The 17,502-nt window shown below is 61.4% G+C and carries 19 protein-coding genes and 1 pseudogene; 8 read left to right on the plus strand and 12 right to left on the minus strand.

Features of this window, described 5'->3' with window-relative positions; genetic code table 11:
• Positions 1-93 precede the first annotated feature (93 nt).
• Positions 94-1,026: a phospholipase gene (locus tag ASD03_RS14295; RefSeq protein WP_051509160.1), complete on the minus strand. Its 933-nt coding sequence runs from the start codon at positions 1,024-1,026 to the stop codon at positions 94-96.
• A 210-nt stretch (positions 1,027-1,236) separates the two neighbouring features.
• On the opposite strand from ASD03_RS14295, the gene parE reads away from it, so the two are divergent.
• Positions 1,237-3,300: a DNA topoisomerase IV subunit B gene (parE, locus tag ASD03_RS14300; RefSeq protein ID WP_025426740.1), complete on the plus strand. Its 2,064-nt coding sequence runs from the start codon at positions 1,237-1,239 to the stop codon at positions 3,298-3,300.
• Positions 3,301-3,427: 127 nt separating this feature from the next.
• Here parE and ASD03_RS14305 read toward each other — a convergent pair whose 3' ends face one another.
• Entirely contained in the window at positions 3,428-3,910 is a 483-nt protein-coding gene (locus ASD03_RS14305; RefSeq protein ID WP_057214225.1) for a GNAT family N-acetyltransferase, read from the minus strand.
• Positions 3,911-4,137: 227 nt separating this feature from the next.
• On the opposite strand from ASD03_RS14305, the gene ASD03_RS14310 reads away from it, so the two are divergent.
• Positions 4,138-4,554: a hypothetical protein gene (locus ASD03_RS14310; protein WP_025426738.1), complete on the plus strand. Its 417-nt coding sequence runs from the start codon at positions 4,138-4,140 to the stop codon at positions 4,552-4,554.
• Positions 4,555-4,640: 86 nt separating this feature from the next.
• On the opposite strand, the gene ASD03_RS14315 is transcribed toward ASD03_RS14310, so the two are convergent.
• Entirely contained in the window at positions 4,641-5,780 is a 1,140-nt protein-coding gene (locus ASD03_RS14315; protein ID WP_057205100.1) for a DUF2336 domain-containing protein, read from the minus strand.
• A gap of 73 nt (positions 5,781-5,853) precedes the next feature.
• On the opposite strand from ASD03_RS14315, the gene ASD03_RS14320 reads away from it, so the two are divergent.
• Positions 5,854-6,558, plus strand: a complete 705-nt coding sequence (locus ASD03_RS14320) for an aldolase/citrate lyase family protein (RefSeq protein WP_025426736.1) — start codon at positions 5,854-5,856, stop codon at positions 6,556-6,558.
• Positions 6,559-6,581: 23 nt separating this feature from the next.
• Here the strand turns inward: ASD03_RS14320 and ASD03_RS14325 are convergent, their stop codons facing one another.
• Together ASD03_RS14325 and ASD03_RS14330 are read right to left on the minus strand one after the other, a co-directional pair.
• Positions 6,582-7,184, minus strand: a complete 603-nt coding sequence (locus ASD03_RS14325; protein ID WP_025426735.1) for a flavin reductase family protein — start codon at positions 7,182-7,184, stop codon at positions 6,582-6,584.
• On the minus strand, positions 7,184-7,768 hold the full coding sequence (locus ASD03_RS14330; protein WP_025426734.1) for a nitroreductase: 585 nt from the start codon (positions 7,766-7,768) through the stop codon (positions 7,184-7,186). Before ASD03_RS14330 ends, ASD03_RS14325 begins: the two co-directional genes overlap by 1 nt.
• Before the next feature lie 99 nt (positions 7,769-7,867).
• Between ASD03_RS14330 and ASD03_RS14335 the strand changes: the two genes are divergently transcribed.
• Positions 7,868-8,872: a hypothetical protein gene (locus tag ASD03_RS14335; RefSeq protein ID WP_057205104.1), complete on the plus strand. Its 1,005-nt coding sequence runs from the start codon at positions 7,868-7,870 to the stop codon at positions 8,870-8,872.
• 47 nt (positions 8,873-8,919) lie between these two features.
• On the opposite strand, the pseudogene ASD03_RS14340 reads toward ASD03_RS14335, so the two are convergent.
• The 6 genes and pseudogenes from ASD03_RS14340 to ASD03_RS14365 all read right to left on the minus strand — a co-directional run bounded on the left by ASD03_RS14340 (position 8,920) and on the right by ASD03_RS14365 (position 13,962).
• Positions 8,920-9,758, minus strand: a pseudogene (locus tag ASD03_RS14340) (lysophospholipid acyltransferase family protein).
• A gap of 183 nt (positions 9,759-9,941) precedes the next feature.
• Positions 9,942-11,924: a threonine--tRNA ligase gene (gene thrS, locus ASD03_RS14345; protein WP_025426731.1), complete on the minus strand. Its 1,983-nt coding sequence runs from the start codon at positions 11,922-11,924 to the stop codon at positions 9,942-9,944.
• Between the two features lie 216 nt (positions 11,925-12,140).
• Positions 12,141-12,695, minus strand: a complete 555-nt coding sequence (locus ASD03_RS14350) for a DUF1697 domain-containing protein (RefSeq protein WP_057205107.1) — start codon at positions 12,693-12,695, stop codon at positions 12,141-12,143.
• A 17-nt stretch (positions 12,696-12,712) separates the two neighbouring features.
• The gene (locus ASD03_RS14355) at positions 12,713-13,141 is read right to left on the minus strand and encodes a DUF2267 domain-containing protein (RefSeq protein WP_025426729.1); all 429 of its coding nucleotides are present in this window, start codon (positions 13,139-13,141) and stop codon (positions 12,713-12,715) included.
• Positions 13,138-13,512, minus strand: coding sequence for a membrane protein insertion efficiency factor YidD (gene yidD, locus ASD03_RS14360; protein ID WP_025426728.1), 375 nt, complete (start codon positions 13,510-13,512; stop codon positions 13,138-13,140). Before yidD ends, ASD03_RS14355 begins: the two co-directional genes overlap by 4 nt.
• A gap of 3 nt (positions 13,513-13,515) precedes the next feature.
• On the minus strand, positions 13,516-13,962 hold the full coding sequence (locus ASD03_RS14365) for an iron-sulfur cluster assembly scaffold protein (RefSeq protein ID WP_025426727.1): 447 nt from the start codon (positions 13,960-13,962) through the stop codon (positions 13,516-13,518).
• A gap of 343 nt (positions 13,963-14,305) precedes the next feature.
• Here ASD03_RS14365 and folE point away from each other — a divergent pair, with 343 nt between their 5' ends.
• The 4 genes from folE (at position 14,306) to ASD03_RS14380 (ending at position 16,770) form a co-directional block, all read left to right on the plus strand.
• Positions 14,306-14,923, plus strand: coding sequence for a GTP cyclohydrolase I FolE (gene folE / locus ASD03_RS14370; protein ID WP_025426726.1), 618 nt, complete (start codon positions 14,306-14,308; stop codon positions 14,921-14,923).
• A gap of 23 nt (positions 14,924-14,946) precedes the next feature.
• The gene (gene hisI, locus ASD03_RS14375; protein ID WP_057214228.1) at positions 14,947-15,399 is read left to right on the plus strand and encodes a phosphoribosyl-AMP cyclohydrolase; all 453 of its coding nucleotides are present in this window, start codon (positions 14,947-14,949) and stop codon (positions 15,397-15,399) included.
• Between the two features lie 134 nt (positions 15,400-15,533).
• Positions 15,534-15,758, plus strand: a complete 225-nt coding sequence (locus tag ASD03_RS38960) for a hypothetical protein (protein ID WP_146160899.1) — start codon at positions 15,534-15,536, stop codon at positions 15,756-15,758.
• A 46-nt stretch (positions 15,759-15,804) separates the two neighbouring features.
• Positions 15,805-16,770: a patatin-like phospholipase family protein gene (locus ASD03_RS14380; RefSeq protein WP_025426724.1), complete on the plus strand. Its 966-nt coding sequence runs from the start codon at positions 15,805-15,807 to the stop codon at positions 16,768-16,770.
• Positions 16,771-16,928: 158 nt separating this feature from the next.
• Here the strand turns inward: ASD03_RS14380 and ASD03_RS14385 are convergent, their stop codons facing one another.
• Positions 16,929-17,357, minus strand: coding sequence for a CBS domain-containing protein (locus ASD03_RS14385; RefSeq protein WP_025426723.1), 429 nt, complete (start codon positions 17,355-17,357; stop codon positions 16,929-16,931).
• Positions 17,358-17,502: the final 145 nt, after the last annotated feature.

Raw genomic sequence — 17,502 nt, forward strand, 5'->3', positions numbered from 1 at the left:
CGCCGATCACTTTCAAAGGTGGAAATAAGCAGCGCGCCTACACCCGGAAATTGCCGTTCTGGTTAACAAATGCCGAGCCGCGAGCGATGTCCGTCAGCGGCTGCCGATCCAGTTCAAGGCGTCGCGCCAATCGGTCATACGGACCGGCGTTCCATGCGATCCGGTCTCAAAGAGCACGAAGCGGGCCGGATAGCCCTGCCCTTTCAACGCGCTGTACAGCGCCTTCTGGCTCGCTGCCGGATAGACACTATCTCGGCTGCCATGGCTGAAGAACATCGGCAATTTCGCCTTGTAGGCGGCGCTCTTGGTAAAATCAGGATCGGCAGCGCCGCCCATGATCATCATGCCGCCAAGCGCTGCCACAGCGCCCGCGTCACGAGACACACCCCAGCAAATGAAACTGCCCATGGAGGCACAGGCCAGCACGACAGGTCTCCCGCCGGAGCGCTCGGCGGCAAGTTTGACCAGGCCTGCAACGTCCGCGGCCCCGGCCGCATCGAAGGACCGCACGCTCGGCGCGTAATAAACGCCCCCATTGGCGACAGCGAGGTTCTTCAGGCGATTGAAGTTGCCGCCGAAGGAGAAATCATTGGCGCCGAGGCGCCGGTCTCCCCCGCGTCCATGGATGAAAATCACGGTGAATGCTGCGCCGCGCTCCCGACCGACGCGCGTCACGTCGAGCGAGCGCCCGCCAACATCGAGCGTCTCGTTGACCTGCTCGCCTTTGACACCCAACGAGACGAAGGCGCGTTTGACGCGCCGCTCCGGAATTTCGTCGCGTTCATTGATATCGCGCAGTTCCTGATAGTCGACGACGCGGTAGTCACCGCCCTCGCTCTCCTCCAGCACCTTGCCGTATGAAAACAGATCGTCCTTGTAGGGCTTAAGCACCTGCGCCTCGGCGCAAACGATCGAGCTTGCAAAAAGGCCGACGGACAGAAAAATGGCGGCAAGCCGGCGAAAGCAAAAATCAGCTGTGGACACGGACAACGAAGGGCTCCCTGGTTCGCGGCAAAGCCTTGCCATCGGCCCGACAGCAAAGCAACAGTTGGTAACAAACGCCGACGCAGAGGCTTTATTTTGCAGGCATCCGGCGCGGCCATTCTCCTTTTGTTCGCACAATCGGCAAGAGTCTGGCAGAATTCGGGTGATTCGAATGACTGGGGATGGCGACAAGACCGAGGTCTTGCTATGGCCTTCAGCACCTCCGCACGACAGGAATGATCTAGACGCCCCATGGACGACAACAGCGACCTCTTCTCCGCAATACCCGAACAACCGAAGCCCGTCGTGGCAGACGCCGCGCCTGTTGCGCGAACGGCGCCGGCTCCGCGTGAAGAACCGCGCCCTGCTCCCAAAGGCAGCGACAGCGGCGACTATGATGCTTCGGCGATCGAGGTGCTGGAGGGGCTGGAGCCTGTCCGTCGGCGTCCGGGCATGTATATCGGCGGCACCGATGAAAAGGCGTTGCACCATCTCTTCGCCGAAGTCATCGACAACTCGATGGACGAAGCGGTGGCGGGGCACGCCAACTTCATCGAAGTCCATCTCGACGCCGACGGCTATCTGTCGGTAACCGACAACGGCCGCGGCATTCCGGTCGAAAACCATCCCAAATTCCCGGGCAAATCGACGCTCGAAGTCGTCATGACGGTTCTGCATGCCGGCGGCAAGTTCGACGGCAAGGCCTATGAAACTTCCGGCGGTCTGCACGGCGTCGGCGTCTCCGTCGTCAACGCGCTGTCGGACGATCTCGAAGTCGAGGTTGCCAGAAATCGCAAGCTCTATCGCCAGCGCTTTTCGCGCGGCGTGCCGCAGGGTGGCCTGGAGGAGCTAGGTGACGTCCACAACCGACGCGGAACGCGGGTTCGGTTTCATCCCGATCCGCAGATTTTCGGACCGCATGCCCGCTTCGAGCCGGCGCGCCTGTTCCGCATGGCACGCTCGAAGGCCTATCTCTTCGGCGGCGTCGAAATCCGCTGGTCGTGTGATCCGTCGCTGCTGCCGGAAGGCTCCGAGATACCGGACCGGGCGGTGTTCCACTTCCCCGGCGGCCTGAAGGACTATCTTGCCGCAACGCTCGGAAAGGAGTTCACGGTTACCCGCGAGATCTTTGCCGGCAAGTCCGAGAAGTCGAACGGCCACGGATCGCTCGAATGGGCCGTCACCTGGTATGGTGGCGACCAGCAAGTCCATTCCTATTGCAACACCATTCCGACGCCTGAAGGCGGGACGCACGAGGCAGGTTTCCGCATCGCGCTCACAAAGGGTCTGAAGAATTACGCCGAGCTGACGCAGAACAAGCGCGCCGCCATTATCACCACCGATGACGTGATGATTTCAGCCGCTGGCATGCTCTCGGTCTTCATTCGCGAGCCGGAATTCGTCGGCCAGACGAAGGACAAGCTGGCAACCGTCGAAGCACAGCGCATCGTCGAAAACGCCCTGCGCGATCCTTTCGATCATTATCTTGCCGACAACCCGGCCGAGGCGGCAAAACTGCTTGAATGGGTGATCGAGCGCGCCGACGAGCGCGTCCGCCGCCGCAAGGAAAAGGAAGTCAACCGCAAGACCGCGGTGCGCAAGCTGCGCCTGCCCGGCAAGCTTGCCGACTGCTCGCAGAACACAGCCGAAGGTGCGGAACTTTTCATCGTCGAAGGGGATTCGGCTGGCGGCTCGGCCAAGCAGGCGCGTAACCGCGCGAACCAGGCCATCCTGCCGCTTCGCGGCAAGATCCTCAACGTCGCCAGCGCCGGTCGGGAAAAGCAGGGCGCCAACCAGCAGATCGGCGACCTGATCCAGGCGCTCGGCTGCGGTACTCGCAGCAAATACCGGGAAGAGGACCTGCGCTACGAACGCATCGTCGTCATGACCGACGCCGACGTCGACGGCGCGCACATCGCCTCGCTGCTGATCACCTTCTTCTACCAGGAGATGCCGGAGCTCATCCGCGGCGGCCACCTCTATCTCGCCGTACCCCCGCTCTACCGCCTGAGCCAGGGCTCGAAGACGCTCTATGCCCGCGACGACGCCCATCGCGAAGAGCTGATGCGCACCGAATTCAACGGCCGCGGCAAGGTCGAAGTCGGCCGGTTCAAAGGTCTCGGCGAGATGCTGCCGGCGCAGCTCAAGGAAACGACAATGGATCCGAAGTTCCGCACGCTGCTCAAGGTCCAAATCGACGACGTCGATTTCGAAGGCACGCGCGAAGCCGTCGACAGCCTGATGGGCACCAAGGCCGACGCACGCTTCCGGTTCATCCAGGAACGCGCCGTGTTCGCGGATAATCTCGATATCTGATCGACCGAGACGTCGCGGTGCCTATGTGTTTACAAGCAGATAGGCACCGTGGGTGAAGCCGATAATGGCACGCCCGAAACGACGGGCGTTGCCCATTTGCGAGGCGCCTTCAAAGACGCCGCTCCGACTATCGATCGAGATCTGCAGGTGTGCGCAGCGCCTTCTCCATGAACAGGCTCAGCGGATCCGGCTGGTAGTTGCCGAAAGGCGGGCGCTCGACATATCCGGCGCTCCTGTAGAGCCCGATTGCTTCCGGCTGGTGAATACCGGTTTCAAGCCGGATGATATCAAGACCGCAGTTCTCGCCGTGCCGCTCGACTGTCTGCAACAAACGCTTTCCGACCTTCAGTCCCCGCGCCTGCGGGTCGACGAACATGCGGTTGATCTCCGCCGAACCATCGCCGGCTTCGACCAGCGCGCAGCAACCGACGACAATTCCATCAAAACGCGCGACGAAGAAGGATACGCTTGGCTTCTCCAGCGTCGGCACATCGACAAGGTGGTTGCTTTCCGCAGGATAGAGCAATGCGGCATAGGCGTCCGACATTTCCAGAAGGCGCAGGATTTCCGGCTGGCGTGGTAACTCTTCGGCGATCGTGACGTCAGGCAATTTTTATCCTCGGCAATGGCTTGGTTCGTTTGCGGTTCTGAAGCGAAACTAACGGCCTGTAGGTCGGCACCCAATACGTCAAATTGCGCAAGGACCAGACCTGCCCATCAATCCGAATGACGCGGCGAAACAAATTGTTTCTGCGCGTTCAGGCCATTGCCCTAATTCCGGAAGAATCACACAGGCAGAAGTCGTGCAACCGGCGCCCAGATGGATACAGCCAGACCATGAAAGCCACCCTGATCGTTATGACCATCCTTGGCTGTGACCACGACGTCAGCCAGTGCCAATATATCTCGACGGTCGACGGGACATGGCCCTCGATCGCCCAATGCGATACGGATTCGCAGAAACAGTTGCCGCGCTTTTCCAATGCCAACTATCCCGTGGTCGTCGCCGTCTGCGAGAGTTCCGGCCCCGGCTTCGCCACCAATGATCCGCAGCCGGAGGTCGTCGCTCCGCTTCCGCAGCCCGAGACGCCGGCGCCGCAGGCAGCAGAGGTGCAACCGACCCTGCCAAAGCGCGCCCTTGCGTTTCTCTCCGGCGCCGTTCCCGACCGTGAGAAGCTGAAGACCCTGGTCAGCAAGCCGGTTCACTACATCGAGGACGGTTATTCCTGGGTGGCGCGGCGGTTCACCGACTGACGCAATCAGGCGGGGTCATTCATCAGGCTTTCGGCGCTCGTGGTTTGGCGGCCAGCACGGCTGGCTGACCTTTCGGCGAATTGACGTCAGGCGGCCTGGCGCGCGGCCAATTGGGCATAGTCGCGGGCAGACTGCCGTTGCTCGGCAAAGGCCAGACGCTCGAGAATTTCCGCCATTGCATTGCAGGCCGGCGAAGGCGCCCTTTGACCGTGCAAGCTTGCGAGCAGCGCGGCACAGACCGAGGCGCGACAATCGTCCGTGCCGGTCGTGCCGTCCTTGCGCCAGAGCAGGACCGCCTCAGCGAACGCTTCGCTGACGTCACGCCCAAGGCCGGCGCTCTCGAACAGGGCGCGAATGGAATGGATGCGGCCGCTCGAGAGGATCGAGCGAACGCGCTTTTCCGTGACGCCAGAGAGATCGACGATGGCTGCCGAGAAAAACTCCGCCCGACCGGTGACAAGTGCATGCAACAGGAACGCCGGCGTCAGGCGACCGGTCCCGCGCAGATGAGCGACGAGGTCAGGCAATTCATCCACAGCCAAAGCGCCGGCCATGCCGACCGCTGCGACGTCGCAGGCCTCGCGCGTGATCCGCTCTACCCGCGTCTTTCCGATCGCCATCTGAACCAGACCGAAGGCGGCGAGAGCTGCCCCCACCTCTTCGACGAGCGCGTGCCGGGCATCGCTTGGCAAGTCGGCGCGGTCCAGCAGCAGATCGCGGATGGCAGCGGAATAGCCGAGACGCTCAGCGATCCGCTTCAACGACCGGCGCGGCAGCTGGGCACCGCCATTTTCAAGCAGGATCAGCATTTCTTCTTCGCCGCCGATTTCAGCGATAGCGGCTGAGACGGAACGTGACACGAATGCGCGGGCCGCAATCAGCGCCCGTGTCTCGACCGAGCCCCGGGCTGCAAGATCGACAAGGTCCTCGTCGGTCAGAACAGGCGAGCGGGAAATGACGATGTAGGCGATTTCCGGCTGGTCTTCGGCAAGCCCGAGAATGATGGCACGAGGAATATCGGAGGATGGCGCGAGCACTTCGGCCAGAGCCGAACGTACCTTCGGAGAGGGATCGTCGAGCAGAAAGGTCATTGCCATTTCGGCAGCCTGACGATCAATACCGTTCATCTGCGCGTCGACATAGGCGCGACCGAGGGCCCGGGCAGCGCGGGCACGATCGCCCGTTCTCGCCGTCTCCACCCAGCGAAGAAATGCTTGTATGATCACCGACGCCCCACTAGACACCCAAAGCCACCTGATGTTGGAAGCCTAGCCGGCAAAGGTTTAAGATTGGTTCACCATGTCCGTTAACCGCTTCAAAACCATGAAACCACTGCTGTTTCAGAGCGCCGGCGCGCCGCTACCGACGTCCGTCGATCTCAACGCTTTCGATGGCATTATTGTCGATCTCGGTTTTGGTGACGATGCACTAGCTCAGCTGGTGGCAGTCGCGCGCGGTGCCTGCCGTGTCTTCGCACGGATCGCTCCAATCAACCGCCTGGCAGCGGAGGACATGGCCTCGCTTCTTCGCAACGACATTAGCGGCGTCCTGCTTTCCGGATGCCGGAGCCGCGCAGATGTGCAGAGGCTCGATGTCATGCTGCGCGTCGCGGAGGCGAACGTAGGCAATCGCCTGCAGCAGGTCGCTATCCTTGCCGAATATGGCTCGGTCCCCGAAAGCGTACTTTCGCCCTACTCCCTTGGCGAAAGCTCGCCGCGTCTCGAAGGAATTATTTTCGATGCCTCTGCGCTGGCGGCGGCTATCGGCTGCAGACCATCGAAGGAGCCGCAGGATGAGGTTCTGGTCGCACCAATCGCCGCCGGGCGCGCCGCTGCTGCTCTTCGCGCCCATGAAGCGGGTCTTGGCTGTTACGAAATGCTGCCGCAAACGGCAGTGACTGAAAAGGCCGTCCGGCGCGCCTTCGCTGCCAGCCGCGCCAATGGCTTTTCTTCCGTGGTCTGCCGCTCGCCGGAGCAAGCGGCATGGCTGGATACAGGCGGCTGACGCTTCCTCCGACTACCCACGCCTCAGCGCGTGGGACGCACCATCTGGAAGACGTCGCCGCCGTCGCAGTAATCCATGTAGCCGAGGCGGGCGAGCGGGCGGACCGTCGCCATGTCGAAACGACCGTCGCGGATCGCCTCGTCGCGAATGTGGATGCCGACCACCTGGCCGATGACGACGTAATTGTCCGAGGGCTCGCCATCGAGCCCCTTTGGCTGGAACATCTCGGTCATCCGGCACTCCAGCGCCGCATAGGCCTCGCCCACGAACGGCGCCTTGACCAACGTCCCGTCAACCGGCGTCAACCCGGCTATCGTAAACTCGCTCTCGCCATGGGGAGCTGCAATCGAGGTCTTGTTGACCGCCTCGCTCAGATTCCGGCTGGCGAAGCTGGCGGTGAATTCGCCGGTGGCCTCGATGTTGCGCACCGAATCCTTGTAGCCGCTCGACGAAAACATCACGAGTTTCGGCCGGTCGCTGATCGCATTGAAAAAGGAATAGGGCGCGATATTCAGCGAGCCGTCCGTGGCGCGCGTGCCGATCCAGCCGATCGGCCGCGGCGAGACGATGGCCTTGAACGGATCATGCGGCAGGCCATGCCTGTTTGCGGCCGTGTCGTAGAACATCAGGCGTCTTCTCCGACCCAGGTGACGATCTCGGCCAGTTCCGGGCGTGGACGCTCCGTTGGCGGGACCGTAGCGGTGCCGATGTGGATAAAGCCGGCGATCTTCTCGCCCGGCTCAACGCCGAGCAACGGATAGGCAGCTTCGTCGAAGGCGTACCATTCGGTCAGCCAATTGGAGGCATAGCCGAGCGCATTGGCCGCCATAAGCAGGTTGAGGCAAACGGCACCGGCCGACATCTGCTGCTCCCATTCCGGGATCTTGAAATGCGGGGCTGCCTTGCTGACGACCGCAACGACGACCGGAGCCCGCGTCATCCGCGTCTCCTCGACCTTGATCATCTCGTCAGACAGATCGGGCTTCTTGGCGAGTGCCATTGTCTTCAGTTCGGCGCTGATGCGCGCCCGCTCTTCGCCGCGGTAAACGATGAACCGCCACGGAGCGAGCTTGCCGTGATCCGGCACACGCGAGGCGAGCTTCAGCATTTCCTCGACTTCAGCTCTACCGGGTCCTGGTTCACCCATCTGAAAAGCGGGAATGGACCGGCGGGACGCGAGATAGTCAACGAGCTTTATTTCGGTTTTCATATTGGGTGAATTCCACTATTTTGCCGCCGACCGGCAGCCACGAAAATGCCATACCGGCGTCTCAAGTGGAGTCACCCAGTCAGGAAGTCAACTGCTCTCATGCGCACCTGCCCTCGTATTTTCATCAGAACCGGTTTGGCGGTCGCACTCGCAAGCATCACCGCCGGCAGCGTCCTGGCGCAGGACGCCACGGAGGCCTTCGAGAGCTTTCCCTCCATTTCCACCACCGGCAAGACGCAGAAGCTGACCGGCTTCAGTCCGCTGACCAGCGACCCGACACAGGGCGGCACACTGAAGGACGTGAAACTCGAGGCGCTTCTGACCGGCAAGGGTCAGCCCGTCGAGGCCGGCCTGACCTGGCGCGTGTTCAGCCCGATCCCCGGAAGCGACGGCAAGCTGCCGCTGCTGGCGACGTCCGAAGGCGGATCGACGGCCTTCAGCCTGGTGCCGGGCGAGTATTTCGTCAACGTCGCATTTGGCCGTGCGGCCGCGACGCGCAAGATCCGCATCCCGGAAGACGGCGTGCTCGACAAGCAGGTACTGGTCCTTGATGCTGGCGGCATGACGTTGAATGCGGTCTCAGGCAGCGATGTGCGCATCCCGCCGGGCGAACTCAGCTTCTCCATCTATTCGTCCGAAACGCAGAGCGATGGCGAACGGGCCTTGATTGCCGCCGACGTGAAGCCCAGCACCGTCCTTCGCCTCGGCGCCGGCACCTATCATGTCAGCTCCAACTACGGCACGACAAATGCGGTGATCACGGCCGACATCCAGGTGGAAGCCGGCAAGCTGACCGAAGCGACGATCCAGCACAAGGCTGCGAAGCTGACGCTGAAGCTGGTCTCCGAGCCGGGCGGCGAAGCCATCGCCGACACCGGCTGGTCGATCCTGACTTCGGCGGGCGACATCGTCGACCAGGAGGAAGGGGCGTTCCCGACGCTGGTTCTTCTCGAGGGCAACTATACGGCTGTCGCAAGAAACAAGAACAAGATCTACCAGCGCGATTTCACGGTGAAGGCCGGCGTCAACACCGATATCGAAGTGCTGCTGACCAATGGCGGCGCGGCCGCAAGCCCGGAAGCAGCCGCGGAAGCACAGGATTGATCTGACGCCGCCAGGCTGACCGTGCGGCAGGCACGCCTGACGCTACGTCAGCCGGCACGCTTGAGGAAACGGCGACGCGGCGGTGCCATCGAAAAGACCGCCTCGTAGATGCGACCGAGCAGATCCTTGCGGTCAGCATGCAAGCAAAGCTCTTCCCAGGTGAGGATATGCCCGATGCGGGCCGCGATCGTCGTGCCCGACAGCCTTCGGAATTCGCGGATCAGGAGAGAGATCCTGAGCGTCAGCGAGACCTTGCTGGCGAGATGGAAGATGCGGCCGTTCTGCCCCTCGAAATAGATCGGTATGACGTTCGCGCGCGCGGCCTGTATCAACTTGGCCGGAAAGATCTTCCACGGCAGATCCTCGGCCCTGCCCCAGCCCGAGCGCGCCGTTGCTACGCCGCCGGCCGGGAAGATCACGATCGTCACGCCGTCCTTCAGCAATCGCACCGCTTCGTGGCGCGTCGCCATGTTCAGCGCCAAGGCCTCCTTCGTCTCCTCGAAGGACACCGGCAGCGAATAGGGCGCCATCTCCGGCACCTTCAACAGCTCGTTGTTGATCAGCACCCGAAACGGCCTGCCGAGTTGCTCGGCAAGCGCCAGAACGGCAATGCCATCGCCGATGCCGAAGGGATGATTGGCAACGATAACCAGGGGGTGTCCGGCAGGTGCCGAGGCGGCCATTCGCCCTGAAGCCGCAGGCGGACATCGATCAGCTTCAGCATCTCGCCGAAGATCCGGTCGCTCTTGCCGACGACGTCGGATTGCCAACGCGCGTAAAGCTTGACGTATCGGTTGCGACCCGCCAGGCCCTCCATGGAGCGGATGAACCAGCGCTTCAGGCGCCGGTCATTTTCATTTGCGTAAGACAGCTCTTTGAACTGCACGGAAGTCTCCGATGGATGGCCTCCTGCATGCTTCCTTAAATCGTACCCGGTTTAAGGATAGGAACATGCAGCAACTCGAAGTACGACGGCGACCTTTGCGCGTCTGATAAGACGCGCGGCGCTGTAGCATCCGGATATTCCGCTAATATGACAGTTTGCTGACAGAGCGAAGGTCCCGGGGTGTTAACCCCGGGCTTTCTTTTCAGCCTTGCGCTTGAGATCAGGCGCCGTGGCCTCAGCCGAGAGCGAAGCGATCGCCTCGTCGAGCGACATCGCCGTCTGGGCCTGCGAGCCGAGACGCCGGATGTTGACCGAACGCTCTTCCGCCTCGCGCTTGCCGCAAACGACGATGACCGGAACCTTGGTCACCGAATGCTCACGGACCTTGTAGTTGATCTTCTCGTTGCGGAAGTCGGTCTCGACCGTAAGTCCGGCATCACGCAGAAGCTCCGCGACCTCGCGACCATAGTCGTCTGCCTCGGAAGTAATTGTCGCGACGACGACCTGCAGCGGCGAGATCCACAGCGGCATGTGGCCGGCGAAGTTTTCGATCAGAATACCGAGGAAGCGTTCCATCGAACCGCAGATCGCCCGGTGGATCATCACCGGCTGACGCTTCTCGGAATCCTTGTCGATATAGAAGGCGCCAAAGCGCTCCGGCAGGTTGAAGTCGACCTGTGTCGTGCCGCACTGCCATTCGCGGCCGATCGCGTCCTTCAGTGTATATTCGAACTTCGGACCGTAGAAGGCGCCCTCGCCCGGCAGGATGCCGGTCCTGATGCGGCCTTCGGACTGCGCCTCGATCGTCTTCAGCACGTCGGTCATGACGCTTTCGGCGCGATCCCAGAGCTCGTCGGAACCGACGCGCTTATCCGGACGGGTCGACAGCTTGACGACGACTTCCTTGAAGCCGAAGTCCTCGTAGACCGAAAGGATCAGATCGTTGATGCGCAGGCACTCGGCCGCCATCTGCTCGTCGGTGCAGAAGACGTGGGCATCATCCTGGGTGAACCCGCGCACGCGCATCAGCCCGTGCAGCGCACCGGATGGCTCGTAACGATGGACGTTGCCGAATTCGGCCAACCGCACCGGCAGTTCGCGGTATGACTTCAGGCCATGCTTGAAGATCTGGATATGACCCGGGCAGTTCATCGGCTTCAGCGCGAAGACCCGCTCGTCATCGGTGTCGTCGCCGGCGACCGTCACCTTGAACATGTTGTCGCGGTACCAACCCCAGTGACCGGACGTTTCCCACAGCGACTTGTCGAGCACCTGCGGCGCGTTGACTTCCTGATAGGTGTTGGCGAGCCGGCGGCGCATATAGGCCGTCAGCGTCTGGAACAGACGCCAACCCTTGCCGTGCCAGAAGACGACGCCCGGACCCTCTTCCTGGAAATGGAAGAGATCCATCTCGCGTCCGAGGCGGCGATGGTCGCGCTTTTCCGCTTCGGCCAGGATATGCAGGTACTGGTCAAGCTCTTCCTGGGTATGCCAGGCCGTGCCGTAGATGCGGGTCAGCATCGGGTTGTTGCTGTCGCCGCGCCAATAGGCTCCGGCAACCTTCATCAGCTTGAATGCCGTACCGATCTGGCCGGTCGAGGCCATGTGCGGGCCGCGGCAAAGGTCGAACCAGTCGCCCTGATAGTAGATCTTGAGATCCTGGCCCTCCGGGATCGCATCGACCAGCTCTACCTTGTAGGCCTCGCCCTTGTCGGCGAAGACCTGGCGTGCCTTTTCGCGCGGCCAGACTTCCCTGGTGAACGGCTTGTTGCGAGCGATGATCTCCTTCATGCGCTTCTCGATGACCGGCAGGTCGTCGGGCGTGAAGGGCTCGTTCTTGGCAAAGTCGTAGTAGAAGCCGTTGTCGATCACCGGTCCGATGGTCACCTGCGTGCCCGGCCACAGCTCCTGCACGGCTTCCGCCATCACGTGCGCCGCATCGTGGCGGATCAGCTCAAGCGAACGCTTGTCGTCGCGGGTGACGATTTCGATGCGGCCATCGGCGATGGTATCGGACAAGTCGCGCAGCTCGCCATCGAGCGCGATGGCGACGGCCTTCTTGGCCAGCGACTTCGAAATCGACTCGGCGACATCGCGCCCGGTCGTGCCCGGGGCGTATTCGCGGACGGAGCCATCAGGAAATGTAAGGGAAACGGGATTCGACATCATGATCTCCTATCCAGTCCCGCCAACGAATGCGGGTGGTATGGTGTGGTATGACTGACCGGCTTCCGCCGGCTATTTGACGCAGGCCTGATAGAGGTTTTTCGAAACGGAGTAAAGGCAAGGACAGCCTACAGCGCCGCGCGTCTTATCAGACGCGCAAAGGTCGCTGTAGCACTTTGAATGGCTGCATGTTTTTATCCTTAAATCGAATAGGATTTAAGGAAACATGCAGGATGCACGAAGCATCGCGGCGAGGCCCTTAACCGTGTTCCAGTTGCGGAACGTGCCGATGCCGAGACGTTTTTTGGTCAAGGCGCCGAGCAGTTTCGATTCGCTTGCCTGGCCGGTGAAATGAACCCAAAGGTCGCCATCGACGACCGCCAGACGCTCGCCGGCAGTGCAATAGCGTTCGAAATCCGAAGGCACGGCGCCGGAAAGCGGCTCGCGCATCACGCGAACATGGACGCGGGTGCCGTCCTCCTCGCCTTCAACGCGAAACGGATTGGCTGCGGCAAGCCTCAGCCAATCGGAACCAGGACGAACGATGATGTCGACCTGCCGGCCGAACGTCTCGGCGAATGCCGTCTCGAGCGCCGCCTCCAGCTCTCCGACGGCAACCCTGTCCGTTTCGAACAACAGGTTGCCCGTGGCGGCGAGTGTGCGCGGTGACCGGTGACCGAGCCGCTCGGCCATGGCTTTCAGATCACCCATCACAACGCGCCGCCCTTCGCTGAGCACGATACTATAGAGCAGCGCGACGTAGCTGTTCACGCAGGGAACTCCTTGGCTCATGCACGCCAGTAGTCGGCGGCACCGGCCGGCAAATGGGCCAATACGCGATCGAGCTTCGCTTCGTCGACGTTCTTCCGCAAGGCTGCCGCCACATCGGCAATTGCCGTATCCGGCGAAATATTGTGGTCTCCACGCAGCGCTTGCACTTCGAGCGTCATAGCCGTCCTTCCCGAAAACGGGCTCGTGGGTTCTTCGAGATCCCACTCGGCGATAAAGATCGCTCTTAGAACCGGCGGCAGCACGTCGGCAAACAGGATCGCATCCTCGACATCCAGGCGACGACGAAAGGTCTGCAGCACGGCCTGAACCATCGTATAGGCCTGGTTCGTCGTCTGGAGCCCTGAGATATCGCGGGCATCGGTGATGAAGCGGTCGAAATCGACCGAAGCCTGCCGATATTCCATCGGGATCGTCATCGCGTTCATCCGCCCTTTGGCCGCGGCTGCCAGTAGCGCCACGGCGCATACCAATGATGCCTGCCCTTCAGGCGCTCCGGCACCGGGTCGAACCCATGGGTTCCGCCCGGGCCACAACGCGCGACGCGAAAAAGCGTCATCCAACCACCGGCCCACAGGCCGTGGCGTGCGACTGCCTCATAGCCATATTCCGAACAGGTCGGCAGATGCCGGCAGGCATTGCCGATGAAACTGGAAAGGGTCAACTGATAGGCACGGATGAAGGCCATGCCAAGCAGGCGCCCCGGCGTCCTGCGGAAAGGACCGGACCAGTTGCGCCCGCCGCCCGCAGACTCAGAGCCAGCCATGGGCGGATGTTCGCAATGCGGATCCCGGCACATGGCTCAGACGGCCGTCGCCAGACGCCTGGCCTCGATCTGGCCGATCGCATCGACGACAGCATCGAAAGTGAGCATGGTCGAGGCGTGCCGGGCCTTGTAGTCCTTCACCGGCTTCAGGAACCGCATGTCCTCGAAACGGCCAGAGGGACCTTCCCCGTCGGCCTTCAGCATCGCCAGCATCTCGTCGCGGGCCTTTCGGATTTCGCTCGCCTGCGCGCCGACGACATGACGAGCCATGATCGACGACGATGCCTGCCCGAGCGCGCAAGCCTTGACGTCATGGGCAAAATCCGTGACCACGTCGCCGTCCATCTTCAGCCAGATCCGGACCTTCGAGCCGCAAAGCTTCGAATGCGCAACCGCTTCGGCATCGGCATTTTCCAGAACCCCGATACGCGGGATATTGCCGGCGAAGTCGAGAATACGATTGTTGTAAATGTCATCCATCATTTGACGCGATCCGGCTGATTTTTCGCGGTTTTGGGTGATCGGCGCATGATTTTCTCCTATAGGCAGGAAAAAAGCACGACGCAGTCCCCTCGGCCTCTTTCATCTCTGTGGCACCATACTATATGCTATGTCGTGTTGGGGCGACAGTTCCGCAAGAGGATCAAAATGTCGCCTGTTGTTTGGGAAACCGTGCCGGACGGTCCATTGCACTGCTAAGCAAGGACCAGAAAGCCCCGGAGCCCGCCGACGGAACCCAAGCCTGCAGGGTTAGGCGAATGGCCAGTGGCGAGTTGTCCGAAAGATAAAACGTCAAGCAATCCCCGTATTGCGCAAAGAGGCCATTATGGATGCCATAGTGAAGAATTTCCCCGTGCTCGACAATGCGAGCGACCGGCCGACGCAAAAAGAGGCCGAGGACGCCGTGCGCGTTCTGCTGCGCTGGGCAGGTGATGATCCGAGTCGCGAGGGCCTGTTGGATACGCCGGCACGCGTAGCCAAGTCCTACCGCGAGCTTTTCAGTGGTTACGATCTCGCAGCCGAAGACGTGCTCGGCCGGACCTTCGAAGAGGTTGCCGGCTACGACGACATGGTGCTGGTCAAGGACATTCCGTTCTATTCCCATTGCGAACACCACATGGTGCCAATCATCGGAAGGGCGCACGTCGCCTATCTGCCGAATGGAAGGGTTCTTGGGCTTTCGAAGATCGCCCGCGTGGTCGATATCTATGGTCGCCGGCTGCAGACGCAGGAATCGATGACGGCCCAGATCGCCAAGGCGATCGACGAGTCGCTGGCGCCCCGCGGGGTCGCGGTGATGATCGAGGCTGAACATATGTGCATGGCGATGCGCGGCGTTCAGAAGCAAGGCTCGACAACGCTGACCACCACATTTACGGGTACTTTCCAGACCGAACCGGCCGAACAGGCCCGTTTCATGACGATGCTGCGGGGCTTCAAGTAAGGCTCCTACCAACGGAGCCTTTCATGACGCTCACATTCGAGACCCCCTCCTCCAACAATGTCGAACTGGAAAACGGTCCGGCCTTCACGCCCCGCTTCGATGAAAAGGGGCTGATCACCGCCGTCGTCACCGACGCACGCGACGGCGAGTTGCTGATGGTCGCGCACATGAACGCCGAAGCGCTGGCGCTGACGATCGAGACCGGCGTCGCCCACTATTACAGCCGCTCCCGAAAGAGCCTCTGGAAGAAGGGCGAGAGCTCCGGCAATCTTCAGACGGTGAAAGAGATTCGCACCGATTGCGACCAGGACGCCATCTGGCTCAAGGTGTCGGTCGCCGGACACGACGCAACCTGCCACACCGGCCGCCGCTCCTGCTTCTATCGAACGGTCGGCACCGATGGCGGCCGTGCTACCGTTACGATCACCGACGACATCAGGCATTTCGACCCGACCGAGGTTTATGACAAAAATTAAGCATTGCGCATCTTTTTGGGGCGGGTGCATACTGCGTTGATATTTTGGTAACCCAGCGGGCGCCTAATCCTTCGGCAAGGATGCAGTTTCCCTGGGAACGGCCGCAAGCCGGGTAACATTGCAAACTGTAGTGAATGTTTATCGGCCCCGCCGCACGCGGCGACAGGATCGATGGTAATCTGAATAACGGTGCCAGTCTTTCAGCGATGAATAAGGACAAGGCCGGCACCAGCGCCGGCTTGGCAGGTTTTCCTCCAGACAAGTGCGCTCAAAATTATTGCGTCGTTCCAGGATCGAATCTGGTCTTCGGAAGTTTGAGTCAATGCATGGAGCGCCACGACGCCCTTCGCGCATTCTGAAGGACGTGTTGCGCTGCCACGTGTTCGGCGGTGTTGGAGGTGCCGGATGTTGAACTGGACTTTTACGCGTAGCAGCCAGATTGCCGACCTGACCGACCCGGACGGGTCATCACTCTCGACAACACCATCTGAACCCGCCGTGCCGCCCAGACCGCCCAAGATCGCAATCGCGCTCGGCGGCGGCGCCGCTCGCGGCTGGGCCCATATCGGCGTGCTCAGAGCGCTCGACGAAGAAGGCATCGAGGTCGGCATGATCGCCGGTACCTCCATCGGCGCTCTTGTCGGTGGCTGTTATCTCGCCGGCAAGCTCGATGAACTGGAAGCATTTGCCCGGTCACTGACTGTACGACGCATTGCCGGCCTGCTCGATTTCGCCATCGGCGGCGGCGGCCTCTTCGGTGGGCTGCGCTTGACCAAGCGCATGCAGGAGCATCTCAAGGGCCTAAGCATCGAGAGCCTCGACCGACCGTTCATTGCGGTTGCAACCGAGGTGCATAGCGGCCACGAAGTCTGGCTGGAAAAGGGCTCTCTGATCACCGCCATCCGCGCGTCCTATGCCCTTCCCGGCATCTTCGAGCCGATCAATGCCAACGGCCGGACATTAATGGACGGCGCACTGGTCAACCCCGTACCGGTTTCGGTATGCCGTGCGCATGAACAGCAGCTCGTCGTTGCCGTGAACCTTAACTACGATCTCTATGGCCGCTCTGCCGTGGTCAAACACAGCGCCGGCACAGAGACCCTGGATATGCCGGCCATCAACGAGCCGACGCACCACTCGGCGCGCATGGGCATGACCAGCGTCATGGTTCAGGCCTTCAACATCATTCAGGATCGCATCTCGCGTGCGCGCCTTGCCGGCGATCCTCCGGATCTGGCCCTCCATCCGAAGCTCAACGACATCGGGCTCTCGGAATTCCACCGCGCCGGAGAGGCGATTGATCGCGGCTATCAGGAAGCGAAAGCCAAGCTCGCCGAAATCCGCCGGATGCAGGAAGTCCTGGTTCGCTGACAACGGGCGCAATGCCAGGTTTCCGCGTTGCTCCAAGGGATTGCTGTACCGGTCGCACATTTAGCGATGGCGGAAAGTGCCAGCGCGCGTTCAGCACGACTGTTCGAGATTGCGCCGCAGACGGACAACAAAAGGGCGGCGGAAACCGCCCCTTTCAATTATCCAGCTATATAGGCCTTGATGTGCTCGGCCTCTTGCTCCATCGCGCGAATGTGATGCTTGATCACGTCACCGATCGAAATAATGCCGGCCAGGTGCCCATTCGTTTCAACTGGCAGATGACGGGCTCGCAGCTTGCTCATCATTTCCATCAGCGTATCGACGGACATTTCCTCGGTGCAGCAATAGACGTTCTGCCACATCACGGCCGAGACCGGCTTCTCCAGACAGGCAGCGCCATGTTTGGCAATGGCGGCGACGATATCGCGCTCGGTCAGGATGCCGGTGATCTGATCATCCGCATCGATGATGATCACTGCGCCGATATGATTGTCACGCAGAAGGACTGCGGCCTGTTGAACCGTCATGCGAGGACCGACGGTCACGACGTTCCGGCCCTTTTCATTGAGTATCGCTTTTACTGACATGCACACTTCTCCCCGTTGCGACGACGCCGGGTCGGCGGGGAAGGTTCCAGCCTGTCGTGTGCGGCACAGTCGGGCAACGGAACCTATACCCACTCCGGTACCTGCAAGGCTGACGCGTCGCTCCTCAGAAACGCGCTATACCTTT

Source organism: Ensifer sp. Root127 (assembly GCF_001425225.1).
GTDB classification, from domain to species: Bacteria; Pseudomonadota; Alphaproteobacteria; order Rhizobiales; family Rhizobiaceae; genus Ensifer; species Ensifer canadensis.